This window comes from Ruegeria sp. C8 (genome assembly GCF_056537565.1).
The window spans coordinates 63,480-76,217 of the sequence record NZ_JBQFRV010000014.1 but is presented as its reverse complement, the minus strand read 5'-3'; the positions used below and the strand labels follow the sequence as shown (position 1 = coordinate 76,217).

Sequence of the window (12,738 nt, the reverse complement as noted above, 5' to 3'; positions counted from 1 at the left end):
TTATCTCTCCCTAACAAAAATCAGAGGGCGCAGGTGCTGCGCCCATGGTAAATTCAATAGGCGGGGTCGCGGTCTATCGGGCAGGTCATACAGTGGCCGCCACCACGGCCGCGCCCCAGTTCCTGACCCGAGATTTCGATCACCTCGACACCGGCTGCGCGCATCTTTCCGTTCGTGAACGTGTTGCGCGCATAGCCGACAACAACACCTGGCGAGAGGGCCACGACGTTATTGCCGTCATCCCATTGTTCGCGCTCGGCCTGGAATTCATTGCCACCGGTAGAAATGACTTCCAGCGAGTTCAGCCCGAGGGCTTCTTTGTAGACGTCGAACAGGTGCCCTTTTTCAACGTGGATATCTAAATCTCCCCGGTCACCCGGACGGATCGAGATGCAGGTGATCTGGTCCGCAACTTCTGAGAATGCGGTGACCTTGTCATGGTCGAGGCAAGTGAAGACAGTATCCAGATGCATGGCTGCACGGCTCTTGGGCATCGCACAGGCGACAACACGTTCGGCGCCGCCCTTGCGGAACAGCGCTTCTGAAACCTGTGCCACGGCCTGTCGGGTCGTGCGCTCGCCCATGCCGATAAACACTGTGCCGTTGCCCACCGGCTGCACATCGCCACCCTCGACCGAGGCGAGGCCAAAATCGTCGTCGCTGTCGCCCCACCAGAATTCGAATTCGGCGTTCTTGAACATCTTATGGAAGCGATACACGGTGCGCATAATCAGTGTTTCCGGCTTGCGAGCCGGCCAGAACATCGGGTTCGTCGTGACCCCATTGAACATCCAACAAGACGGGTCACGCTGGAACTGCGCATTCGGAACAGCGGGCAGGATGAAATCGCCCAGCGATACCAAGTCGCCAAATTGTTCGTCGATCATACCTTTGGGCAGATCGGCAAAGATGATTCCACCCAGCATGTGGCGTGCCAAGGTCTTGGCGTCCATCTCATCCAGCCAGGCGCGCATTTCAACTGAAAAGCCAAGACCGACCATGTTTGGCGTGATCAAGCGGTCCAGCATGAAGGCCCGCGCCTCTGGGTCGTCCGCGATAGCTTGAGCCAGCAGATCCTGAATGTCATAGACCTCGACCCCGCGTTCGCGCATCAGGGAACAGAATTCAGCGTGATCCTTACGAGCCTGTTCGACCCAGATGACATCATCGAAAAGAAGCTCTTCGCAGTTTCGCGGTGTCAGACGATCATGCGCCAGCGAGGGGCGTGAGACGATCACCTTGTTGAGCTTTCCGATCTCGGAATGAACGCCGAGCTTCATTGTAACTCTCCTTTCGAACTATCTGTTTTTTGAATGTCTTCAACGTCATTGGCCTGGCTCCAGCGGACCCAGACATGGATAGGCACGCCCATAAGCAGCAGGACCGAGCCAACCAAAACAGTTTCAGCGCCTGAGCCGATGAAGGCCCAGACCGAATAAATGAACCCAAGCGCGCCCAGTACGATGACCTTCGCCAGTTCCGGGCCATGCAGGACCTGCCCGCCTTTCAGCCGGATCATAATCTCGGCCACTGAGCAGATGGCATAGGGCAACAGGCTGGCTACAACGGCGAGCAAAATGACAAAGTTGAATGCGGCGACCAGCCCTTGCGCATAGTTCATGATAATCAAAACCGAGGCCAACGCGTTCGACAGGATTAACGCATTAGCAGGCGTTCCAAATTTGGATTTTTGGCCCAAGGCTGCAGGAAAGACGCGATCCAAGGCGGCACCGTAAGGGACCTGGCCACTGAGCAGCGTAAAGCCGTTCAAAGTACCAAAGGTCGAAATCACCGCGCCCACAGCAACAAGGACACCACCAACGGGACCAAACATCACCTCACCGACGGCTGCAAGAGGTGCGGCGGAAACAGCAAGCAGCTCGGCAGGAATGACGCCCATCGAAACGGCGGTTACCGAGATATAGACGCTTGCGGCGATAATCACGCCGATCACGGTGGCGCGCGGGATGGTCTTTTCCGGCTCGATAACATCGCCAGAGGGAACCGTCGCAGATTCAAGACCCAGGTAGGCCCAAAGCGTCAGAGCAGCCGCGGCAGAAATCGCCGTAAACGCAGTGGTGCCGCTTTGATTGACCGGAACATAGTTCTCGGTGTTGATCCAGAAGATACCCAATGTGCCAATCAATACCAGCGGAGCGAGCTTGAGCACGGTGGTCACGATCTGAACCAAACCAGCCCCTTCGACGCCTCGGATGTTAACCAAGGTGAGCGTCCAGATTGCAACCAACGCAGTCGAGAGGCCGTACATCGGCACTTCGATGATAATAGGGAACAGGAACCCCAGATACCCCACCAACGCGACAGCGACTGCGGCGTTCCCGGTCCAAAGTGCGATCCAGTACCCCCAGGCGATAATGAAACCTGCAAAGTCTCCGAATGCTTCCTGCGAATAGGCATAAGGACCACCGGGTTTAGAAACGACGCGTGACAGCCTTCCGAATATGATCGCGAGAACAAGCGCCCCTGCCGAAGTCAGAATCCACCCGCCGATTGCGATTGGCCCAAACGGTGCAAGTGACGCTGGTAGAAGGAACACTCCCGACCCGATCATGTTTCCGACGACCAAGGCAATACAGGCCGTCAGCCCAAGGGCACCGGATGTCGATGTTGTGTCTGTGGCGGCGCGATCGGTCATTGCGACGGCTCAGTTCGATGTTGTGTCTGGAGTCTCGGTTGTGGGCCTGTCGATCCCCGGATCAGTGATGGCCCCAACGGTAAGTGCCGCGCAGATAATCACCGCCAGAATTACGAGCAGCGGGAAAACAAAGCGTAGCCACCTGTCATATGACACGCGACCAATGGCTAGCCCTCCCATGACGACGGCAAATGTCGGGTTGAACAGGTTCACCCATCCGTTTGCTGACTGATACGCAGTAACCACAAGGTCACGGCCGACGCCTGCAAAGTCTGCCAGTGGCGCCATGATCGGCATCGAAAGCGTGGCCAGCCCTGACGAGGACGGCACCAGGAATGACATCAAGATCTGAATGCCAAACATCGCGTTGATAAAGGCGAACTCGCTCAGTCCTGAGACAAACCCCTCTGCCCCTGCAAGGATAGTGTCGGTGATCTTGCCCGCGTCCATAATGACGACAACACCGCGTGCGACGCCAATGATCAGGGCAACGCCCAGCAAATCGCGCGCGCCATCAACGAAGGTTTCCACAAAGGTCCCTTCGTCCATTCTGGACCCTTCATCCGTTTTCCCGACCCACCAGACGATGATGGACATCACCAGGAAGAGACCGGACATTTCCGCCATCCACCACCCCAGCGCGACAACACCATAGATCATAATGGCGAAGGTAATCCCGAAAAGAATCAGAATGATCGAACGGGTCTTGGTCATATCGGGGAACGTATCATCGCCTTCCGAACCCTTTAGAAAATGCGCCCGGTTTTCCTCGGCCTGATCTGCCACCACGGACAATGACGGGTCGGCTTTCACGCGTGATGCGTATCGCATGACGAATGCGATGCCTGCAGCAAGACAAAGGACAAGAATAATGAACCTAAGAACGATCCCATTCGTGAACGGAATACCCGCACCTTGCGAGGCAACAACTGTCGCAAATGCGTTGAAGGTTGAGCCCAGGGTCCCAATGCCTGCGCCCAGCATGATCACCGCGACCCCGGTCAAGGAGTCGTATCCTGCCCGAATAAAAACCGGAATGATCAGAGCGTAGAACGCCAAGGATTCTTCGGCCATGCCATAGCTTGTCCCGCCAAAGGCAAAGGCGATCATCAGGATTGGGATCATCAGGATTTCCCGCCCGGCCAACCTGTGCAGCAGCCAACCGATACCGGCGTCGATAGCTCCTGTCTTGGTGACAACCATCAGGAAACCACCAATGACCAGGACAAACAAAGCGACATCAATTGCGGCGCTGGATGAACTTCCAAGGAGACCAGGATCGTACATTCCGGCAATCGGGGCAAGGATAACCGCTGCAAGCCCCTGAGGGTTCGGCTCGACTTCGTGATAGGTGCCTGGGACTGGCGCTTCGCTGCCCAGAGCTTCGTTCATCTGACGGTCGTACTCACCGGCCGGAATAACCCATGTAAGGGCGGCCACGACGGCAATCAGTATGAACAGAATGGTAAAAGCGGTAGGAAATTTAAACTTGGACATATGAAACTCGCGCTGGGTGAAGCTGAGAAACTGGGCAGTCAAATATTTGAATATTTATGTCTCAACTTAGTACTAACGCGGCGACTTGTCACTTTCGTAAAACGTGGGGTTGTCGAACACATTGAACAATGTCTGCCATGGGCTCAGTGCAGTCATTCGCTGCGACTTGCTTGAACGACAGATTTTGCGGATAATTTTACCAAAGCGGGAAATGCGTCTTTTTGCTTCAGCCCGTACAAGTGTTGCTAAGAACGCATTTCTCTTAGGTGCGCGATACCCGAAGCCAGTAGTCGTCTCGCCTCGTAGAGTTCACGCCGACCAGACATCAGGTTTGGAGGCCGCGCACCTATCTTTTCAGAATGCTGGATTGATATCTCTAACCTATCAGCCGCTTCGATTGTGGCTTTAAGTGCAGCCTTGATGGCGGTCCTATCGGAAATGGGGGAGCGAGTTTCAGCCATTCCTCCGATGTCTGTCCATGACCCTCTCTTCATTTTTATTCCTCGCTCAGGCGGCCCCATTTTGGTAGCAATGACTTATCAATTGCGGCGGTCGTTCTATCCGCACGTCGCATTTCCTCGACCTCCGCACGGAGTGCGGACAGTTCTTCAAGCCCTTTGAGCTAGGCGTGACGACCCAGGGCATCCCGAAGAAGCCTTGCCTGTTGCAAGCTGATTTCGCTCCAAGATGCTGCAGTTGTGGTTCGCTCTGAAGCGGCGCGGATATCTTCAATTGAACTCAATTTGTTCCTGTCAGCCAATTGAGCGAAGTCAGAGCGTGTAGGAGGCCGAACCCGATCAACGAGCCATTGGGCTACGGTTGGATTGCCGATATCAAGCTCGTCGGAAATTTCGTCAGTGGCGCGCCCGAGCATCTCTTCAAGCCGTTCGCCCGCAAGCTGTGCTGCGCGTACTTTAATGCCATTTGCGGCCCGCGGTCGACCGGTTGACTTTCGCGGCTTGTGCCCGGGCAGGAATTTGCCATCCGGGCCGCGTTTAGCTTGTTTCTCGTCATGGGTCACAGAACCGGCAACTTCGTCATATTTACATCAAAAATACTGACATAATAGCTTAACTTTGCGTTCTTGTCGCTGTCTTGGGATTGACCCGTGGTTTACGGAGTTCGAGTGCGAGGTGTTCCGCTCCTTCGAGTGAAAAACCAAATCGGCTGTTGCAATCCCACAAAGAAATCAAGAAGTGAGGATGCCTCCCAGGCCATCTGGCATCAGATGCTCAACGCTCAATTCTTTAGTTACAAGAAATGCAATACAACTAGGATGCCCCACTCAATTCTCAATTTCCATTCCTCAATGTTGAACGCACGTTGGCCAAGTTGTCTGGATGAAGGTGATAGCACCGCGCGACAGCAAGGTTTTGGATTGCCAAATTGGTTTCATTGGCCCAATTGACAGCAGTTGAAATCAGAAGAATTCAGTAATACGTGAGTTTCTTTATGGGGGCGAGATATCCCAACTGGCGGAAAACGCAGCGTTTTCAATGAGGGTATGATGGCCCTAGGCTCCACCAAATCTTCATATGCTGTTGGTTTGGGTTTATCCCCTTAATTTACGAGAGTTTAAAAACGATTCTGTTACGTTGAGGTGTCACAATGAGGACGCTTGAGAAGATGCCTGGACACTCCCGACTCTATCGCCATGGCGACGTCTACTATCTCCGCGCAGCCGTCACTGCGGACATCGCAGCGACCTACCCGAAGACCGAAGAAAAGTTCTCTTTGATGACGAAGAACCGCGCCTATGCTATTCGGAAGGTCCGTTTCGCTGCCATTGAGGTCGACCAACAATTTGACGCCACCTATGTTTGCTCAAAGCCCAAGGACAGGAAGCTTGAGCTGAACTGACCTCAGATCAGATCAACAAATCAAGGCCGTATACTACAACTTCCAGCTGAAGGAAGATAAAGAAACGCGCCTAGCGTTGGGTGTTTACTAGGAAACAACTGATAGTTCTCTCTTCCGCTGCGCGTCTCTGATCAAAGCCGCAAGCCGATAGAAGCCATGAGCCATCTTGGTGTAGGGCATTAGCAGGAAGAAAGTCAGAACCGATCCAAGGTGGATGGCAAGCAGCGCAGGCATCAGAGACGTTGAACCAAGGGCGTAAAGGACCAGTCCGCTCAGGCCGACAAAACCGAGCAGCAGGATGAAACCGATGTCACCCCCCCAAGCAGACGGATCGCCAAGCTCTCGATCAGATTTCTGCTTGAGCAGAACCATGACTCCGCATCCCATTGTCAGCAGGATACCTCCGGAAACGCCGAAGAGTTTTGGCAGGGACCAGAACCCGTAAGGCGCGTGCAACCCGAACCCGTAGTGCATAACCGTCGCCACCGAGGTCGACGCGAAACACAGCAGGAAGCCGTACATGATAGCGTGGTGAATGTGACGGCGCCCTTGGCTGAACCGATCTTCATCTTCAAAGTTACATCCCTCACCATGCCCGGCAGCTAGATCCTGCATCTTACCAGCGCGTTTGAAGGCGGCCTTCAAATCAGACAATTGGAGGGGTTTGCCACCGACTTCCGCCCAATAGCGCCTTAGGCTGATAGCCACACTAAAGAGTGGCAACAAGAATGCGGGCGCAAAGATTGCGACCATCGCATTGTGGGACAGGACGGCATAGAACCCCTCTCCCCCGCTTGATCCGATGGCGCGAATGGCCCAGAACAATAGGGCAAATCCAACTACCAGTGCCAAGGCAATAGCCCCGCCGTGAGTGTGAAACCGGCGCGCCAGAGGCTGCGGCCAGGCGAAGCTTTCCCAGCTGTCCCGCCGCACTTCGGCCAGAGCTTTCGGCAGATTCAGGTCGAACTCGTGCGGTGCGGTATACTGACAAGCGTAGTAGCACCCCCTGCAATTGTGGCAGAGGTTAGCGAGTTGCATGATGTCTCCATCGGAAAACGCGCGTTCCGCATGCAGGGATGGAAAGACTGAGCAGTAGCCCTCGCAATACCGGCAGGCGTTGCAAATCTCGGCCTGACGGCGGGCTTCTTGAATAAGGTCAGTTTGCATAAGCGGCGGCCTCACGTCCTGCGATGCGTCCAAAAACGGTTCCGATGGTCATGCCGAACCCGGCCAAGTAGCCTTGCCCCAAGATTGACCCGGCCATGGTTTCGCCAGCGGCCCAAAGGTTCTTGATCTTGCCGTCAGGGGTTGAGCACTGCGCTGTGTCGTCGACCTTCAGACCCAGATAGGTGAAGGTCACGCCGGTGCGCAGCGAGTAGCCATAAAAGGGCGGCTCCGTGATCGGACGCGCCCAGTTCGTCTTGGGCGGCGTCAGACCCGAGGTCGTGACACCGTCCAGCTCGGTCGGATGAAAACCACTGGTATCGCCGCATGCTTTGTTGAATTCAGCAACGGTTGCTTTCAGCTTGTCGGCGGGCAGGTCCATCATTCCAGCCAATTCTTCCAAACTATCCGCCTTTAGCGGTGCAAAGACCGAGGGCATAAACAGGTTCAGGGACTTCGCATCGATGATCACATAGCCAACTTGATCCGGCTGGGCCGCGACAAGACGCCCCCAAATCGCATAGCGCTTGGGCCATACGTCTTCGCCCTCGTCATAAAACCGCTCGGCATTCTTATTCACGACAATTGAAAACGGCACGCAGTCCAGGCGGGTGACGATGCCGCCGTCGAACATCGGCGCGCGCCCGTCAATGGCGACGGCGTGGCACTGGGTCGGATCGCCGACGCTGTCCACACCCTGATCCAGCAAATCAGACAGAACCACGCCACGGTTATAGGGTGTGCCCCGGATCAAGAAATTCTTGGCAGGTTCGCCCCATGCACGGGTCAGCCAATCCGTGTCAGCCTGAAACCCACCCGAGGCAACGATGACTGCCTTGGGCGTGATGCGATGAGACTGGCCTGCATAGGTGTAGTCGACCCACTCGATCCGATCACCATTCAACTCCAGATGCGTGACAGCAGCTTCGTACAGAACATCGACACCCAAACCCGCGGCAGTTCGGTAATAGGCGTTTACCAGAGACTTCCCTCCCCCCATAAAAAAGGCGTTGGTCCGCGCCAGCGACAGTGTTCCGGACAGAGAGGGTTGGAAACGCACCCCGTGTTCTTCCATCCACGGCAGGCATTCCTCGGAGGTTCGGATCGCGAGGCGAGCAAGATGTTCGTCGGTTTTGCCGCCAGTGACCTTTAGCAGATCTTCAAGATACTCATCTTCACTGTATTCTTCGATCAGCGGGCCGAGAGGAGCGCCATGCATACAACGAAAATTGCGCGTATGGCGGGAGTTTCCACCACGATAGGGTTTTGGCGCCGTCTCGAGGATCAGAACACGGGCGCCTGCCTCGGCAGCGGTTATCGCGGCGCAAAGGGCTGCGTTCCCACCGCCGATCACAGCGATATCATATGCTTCCTTTTGGGTGGCCATATCCTGTCTACCTATTGATTTTCGTCGGTTGTCCGGTCGCGCTCTTGCAACGCCCGAATACGCATCCGTTGTGCGGCCTGAATATGCGCACGCATTTCTGTTTCAGCCGCTGCGCCATCGCGGGCCTTTAAGGCAGCCATGACGCGCTTATGCTCTGCCACTGCTGTCTCGGCCCGATCACCGTCCAGCAATTGCGACGGCCCAAGGATCAACAGCGCTTTTTGCAAAGACAACATAGACTTGGCAAGAAACCGGTTCTTTGCTGCGTCCAAAAGTGTGGCGTGGAAAATCCGGTTGATCCGAGCCGCTTCCGAACCGGTGCCAGCCTCAGCCAAGCGATCATTCAAAACGCTCAGCTCGTCTAACTCGACATCCGACGCAGCACGCGCGGCTAAACGGGCCGCAGTTCCCTCGAGCACCGCGCGCATTTCATAGAGCTCCATTACTTCGGCGTAGTCGAGGCTGCGTACAGTTGCGCCCTGCCGTGGCACATGAGTGACTAGCCCGTCGGCCTCTAACTGCCGGATAGCCTCGCGTACGGGAGTACGGCTGACGCCTAGTCGTTCCGACAGCTCAATCTCGCGCAGCCGCTCGCCAGGCAGAAGTGTGCCATCCCGAATCTCGTCCAGCAGGCGTTGATACGCTGAATTGCCTTGAGGGCCAGACTGTAAGGGGTCGTCTTGAATGGTCATCGAGCGCTCTCTTGTCTTCTTGCGTCCAGTTGTATACATTTGGATACACAATGAGTCAATATTGTCGGAAGCCCCGCCTTGCCCACCCAAAACAAAACACTTTCACTCCTAAAGAAGCGGGCCGTAACACTGGTCCTTGCACTGCTGGGCACCGGAGTATTTTGGGCGTTGAACCTGCCGCTGCCCTTTCTGTTCGGCCCGATGAGCGCATGTCTGATCGCTGCCCTGGCGCATGCCCCTATGGAAGGTTTTGGTCAGGTTTCGGTTGCAGCGCGCACCATACTCGGCGTTGCAGTTGGGGCTTCGATTACCCCTGCCCTTTTCGCAGAGCTGCCGAAGATGGCCGCGTCTATTGCACTGGTCCCCTTCTTCATCCTGCTGATCGCACTGGTCGGCGTGCCTTTCTTTCGCAAGATCTGGGGGTTTGACTCTACGACCGCGTTTTACGCCGCCATGCCAGGCGGATTGCAGGACATGATCATCTTTGGAGCCGAAGCAGGCGCCAACCCGCGTACACTTTCGCTGATCCACGGTACGCGCGTGTTGATCATCGTGACGCTGGCCCCGCTGTTTCTGACAGTGTTCTACGATGCCCAACTCACCAATCCGATCGGAGAGCCTGCGCGCGACCTGCCAATACATGAGTTGGCGCTGATGGTGCTGGCCGCCCTTATAGGCTGGAAAGGCGGTGAGCGGATCGGCCTGTTCGGAGCATCCATCCTCGGCCCGATGATCCTGACAGCAGCTCTGTCACTGGGCGACTTCATTCATACCCGACCACCGCGCGAGGCCATCCTTGCAGCGCAGTTCTTCATCGGTTGCGGGATAGGCGTGAAGTTCGTGGGCGTCACTTGGGTCGAACTCCGCCGGGTGGTTGCAGCGGGCGTCGCCTATGTCATTGTCCTTGCCATCCTTGCAGCCGCTTTCACCGCTGTTGTCACCACGTTGGGCTTTGGCCAACCGGTCGAGGCTTTCTTGGCCTTTGCCCCCGGCGGACAGGCAGAGATGACAGTGCTAGCTATCGTTTCGGGCGCGGATCTGGGCTTTGTAATCACCCACCATCTCACAAGGATCGTGCTGGTGATCATCGGCGCGCCCATAGCGGCCAATCTTATCCTGCGCTGGTCCAAACCTCGGGGTTGATCATGTGAATGGGAGCGCCTTCAGCATAGGCGTTCACCTGATCGAAAATGTCTGCGAATTGCAGGTCGAATTCGTCCTCGGTCACAAAGCCGATATGCGGTGTCGCAATAAGGTTTGGGTGCGATAGCAAAGGGTCATTCGGGTCCGTCAGGGGCTCGGCATCAAAGACATCAATTGCGGCCTTGCCCGGGCGACCGGCGTTCAACGCGTCCAACAAAGCACCCGTAGTAATCAGCCCGGCCCGGGAGGTGTTCACAAATAACGCCCCGGGTTGCATCTGCGAGAAATCCGACGCTGTGATGATGCCGTGTGTGTCCGGCTTCAGGCGAACATGGACCGAGACAACATCGCTGCTGGCAAAGAACGCTTCGCGGCTTGCGGCAACCTGCGCGCCGTCTGCCTGCGCTCGCGCCCGGCCATCGTCCGAGGACCACCAGACCACATTCATGCCGAATGCCTCGGCGTAACCAGCAACGGCGCGGGCGATGCGGCCATATCCATACAGCCCCAGCTGCCGCCCTCTCAGGGTCTTGCCAACCCCGGCCTGCCAACGCCCAGCTTTGACCGAGGCCATCTGCGCAGGCAAATCGCGCATCCCGGCCATGATCAGCGCCCATGTCAGTTCGGCTGCTGCATATGAAGGCGTCCCGCCATGCATGTTCGAACACAGCTGCACTCCGTTATCCGAGCATGCCTGCACATCAACATGCGGATACACGCTGCGCTGACTGATCAATTTCAAGTTTGGGAGTTTTTCAACCAAATCGCGGGTGATCTTGGTGCGTTCGCGAAACAACACCAGCGCCTCAGCCTCCCGCAAGCGTTCAGCCAATTCGCTGGTATCTTCGACATGGTCTGTCCAGACCTTCACGTCATGGCGAGATAGCTTCTCAAAACAGGGCAGGCCCTGCAGAGTATCAAACCAATCATCCAGAATGTGAACTTTCATCGACTTCCTATACCCTATTCGAAGCTCAATTTTCTTGGCGTCGACACAAAATGACGTGTGTCGAGCGCTTCTAGCGCGTTGCGAACACGTTCGCGCTGATCCAGCAAATGGTTGAATTGCTCATCACACCCGGCAATCGGTGTCGGGTAGTCCGCAATGTCCCTCCGCAGAGCCGACTGCGCCAGCCTGAGTTCCTGACGCGCGATACCAAGGCATTCAGAATAGTCATCCATCGGAACATCCTCTTTATGTATACCATAGTATACCTTTTGAGATCCGCCTTTTCAACTGTTGTTCCACACAGATTCCGGTACATAGACATGCCCATCCGCCAATTTGCGCGCTGTTCTCACCAGACCGGCGGTATTCACGTTGAACTCCTCGTCGTTCGAGAAGTCCACCAGAACGTCGATCTTACCTGAGGCGTGCTCCAACACAACGTCCGCCGGGCTTGAATCCGGACGATCAAGCAACCCGTCTGCGACGGTTCCGGGCGTCAAAGCGCAAGACGCCATGCATTGCGCTCCCGTTACGGCCATAGTTGGGTGGGTTTTCCATGGCATGAAATACCGAACCGCAAGGGTTCCACCCTCTCTGGCGGGGGCCATCAGGCCGAATTTGGGAGTCACCGATTTCGATACGTCCCCCATACCCATCCGTTCCCCGGCTTCGATCCGCACGGCCTCCATCCGATCAAAGAAAGCACGGTTGGCATCCAGCTCTTCGGCGCTTTCATATCCTGTCAGTCCGAAATGCTCTGCTCGGGCTATCGCCATCGGCATAGCGACATCCATGCACGTCAGCTCGATCCCCTGCACTGTATCGCGCAAATTTCCCGTGGGCAGAAATGCACCTGTTGCCGAGCCCACAACGCCCATAAAACTCAGTTGCACCGGTGCAGAATGGCCGGGAACTCCGGCTATTTCCGCGTCACCCTCATAGACCAAATCGCCGCCCGGGGTCTGCACTTTGGCAATGACGCGGGCGCCTGTATTGACGGCGCGAATACGGATTTCGGTCTCATCGCCGTTGGGCTGAAACAATCCCATTTCGATCGCAGCTGGACCAACTCCTGAGAGGATGTTTCCGCAGGTGGGTTTGAAATCGACCAGCTTCTCATCCACAGAAACTTGCGCGAAGAAATAGTCGATATCGGCCCAGTCGTCCTCGCTGGCAGACAGCATCGCCACTTTGGTCGTCACCGCGTTACCGCCACCGATCCCGTCGATATTGAGCGCTTGCCCAGCCCCGAGGGCAGCGACCAGAACATCAGCCAACTTATCCCTATCTTCAGGCAGATCAGAGCGTCGAAAATAAGGCCCTCGGGAAGTGCCGCCGCGCATGAAAACATATGGGATTGCTGTCTGGGTCATTGCGAACCCTCCTTTAC

12 protein-coding genes are annotated in these 12,738 nt (G+C 56.0%); 2 read left to right on the top strand and 10 right to left on the bottom strand.

The features are described 5' to 3' along the window. Nucleotides 1–53: 53 nt before the first annotated feature. The 4 genes from ACR0KL_RS17400 to ACR0KL_RS17385 form a co-directional block, all read right to left on the bottom strand. A complete protein-coding gene (locus tag ACR0KL_RS17400) occupies nt 54–1,280 on the bottom strand; it encodes an arginine deiminase (protein ID WP_170471693.1) in 1,227 nt (408 codons plus the stop codon). Next, nucleotides 1,277–2,656 carry an amino acid permease gene (locus ACR0KL_RS17395; protein WP_170676840.1) on the bottom strand — a complete coding sequence of 460 codons (1,380 nt, stop codon included), beginning with the start codon at nt 2,654–2,656 and terminating at the stop codon, nt 1,277–1,279. Before ACR0KL_RS17395 ends, ACR0KL_RS17400 begins: the two co-directional genes overlap by 4 nt. A 9-nt stretch (nt 2,657–2,665) precedes the next feature. Then, on the bottom strand, nt 2,666–4,153 hold the full coding sequence (locus ACR0KL_RS17390; RefSeq protein ID WP_170676839.1) for a YfcC family protein: 1,488 nt from the start codon (nt 4,151–4,153) through the stop codon (nt 2,666–2,668). Between the two features lie 622 nt (nt 4,154–4,775). Continuing rightward, a complete protein-coding gene (locus ACR0KL_RS17385; RefSeq protein ID WP_170676837.1) occupies nt 4,776–5,174 on the bottom strand; it encodes a hypothetical protein in 399 nt (132 codons plus the stop codon). A gap of 605 nt (nt 5,175–5,779) precedes the next feature. Between ACR0KL_RS17385 and ACR0KL_RS17380 the strand changes: the two genes are divergently transcribed. Beyond that, nucleotides 5,780–6,013 (top strand): DUF6538 domain-containing protein, encoded by a 234-nt coding sequence (locus ACR0KL_RS17380; protein ID WP_170676835.1) that lies wholly within the window; start codon nt 5,780–5,782, stop codon nt 6,011–6,013. Nucleotides 6,014–6,100: 87 nt separating this feature from the next. Here the strand turns inward: ACR0KL_RS17380 and tcuB are convergent, their stop codons facing one another. The 3 genes from tcuB to ACR0KL_RS17365 are packed head-to-tail and all read right to left on the bottom strand — an operon-like array spanning nt 6,101 to nt 9,256. Beyond that, entirely contained in the window at nt 6,101–7,180 is a 1,080-nt protein-coding gene (tcuB, locus tag ACR0KL_RS17375) for a tricarballylate utilization 4Fe-4S protein TcuB (protein WP_170676833.1), read from the bottom strand. Continuing rightward, nucleotides 7,170–8,564 (bottom strand): FAD-dependent tricarballylate dehydrogenase TcuA, encoded by a 1,395-nt coding sequence (gene tcuA / locus ACR0KL_RS17370; RefSeq protein WP_170676831.1) that lies wholly within the window; start codon nt 8,562–8,564, stop codon nt 7,170–7,172. Before tcuA ends, tcuB begins: the two co-directional genes overlap by 11 nt. Before the next feature lie 11 nt (nt 8,565–8,575). Then, complete coding sequence (locus ACR0KL_RS17365; protein WP_170676829.1) at nt 8,576–9,256, bottom strand: GntR family transcriptional regulator; 681 nt, start codon at nt 9,254–9,256, stop codon at nt 8,576–8,578. Nucleotides 9,257–9,334: 78 nt separating this feature from the next. Here ACR0KL_RS17365 and ACR0KL_RS17360 point away from each other — a divergent pair, with 78 nt between their 5' ends. Next, complete coding sequence (locus ACR0KL_RS17360) at nt 9,335–10,399, top strand: AbrB family transcriptional regulator (protein WP_170676827.1); 1,065 nt, start codon at nt 9,335–9,337, stop codon at nt 10,397–10,399. Here the strand turns inward: ACR0KL_RS17360 and ACR0KL_RS17355 are convergent. From ACR0KL_RS17355 to ACR0KL_RS17345, 3 genes are read right to left on the bottom strand one after another with little or no spacing between them, the layout of a single operon-like run. Beyond that, on the bottom strand, nt 10,368–11,348 hold the full coding sequence (locus ACR0KL_RS17355) for a D-2-hydroxyacid dehydrogenase family protein (RefSeq protein WP_170676826.1): 981 nt from the start codon (nt 11,346–11,348) through the stop codon (nt 10,368–10,370). The genes ACR0KL_RS17360 and ACR0KL_RS17355 overlap by 32 nt on opposite strands. A gap of 14 nt (nt 11,349–11,362) precedes the next feature. Further along, entirely contained in the window at nt 11,363–11,581 is a 219-nt protein-coding gene (locus ACR0KL_RS17350; RefSeq protein WP_170676824.1) for a hypothetical protein, read from the bottom strand. A gap of 51 nt (nt 11,582–11,632) precedes the next feature. Further along, nucleotides 11,633–12,721: a 4-oxalomesaconate tautomerase gene (locus ACR0KL_RS17345; RefSeq protein WP_480777323.1), complete on the bottom strand. Its 1,089-nt coding sequence runs from the start codon at nt 12,719–12,721 to the stop codon at nt 11,633–11,635. Nucleotides 12,722–12,738: the final 17 nt, after the last annotated feature.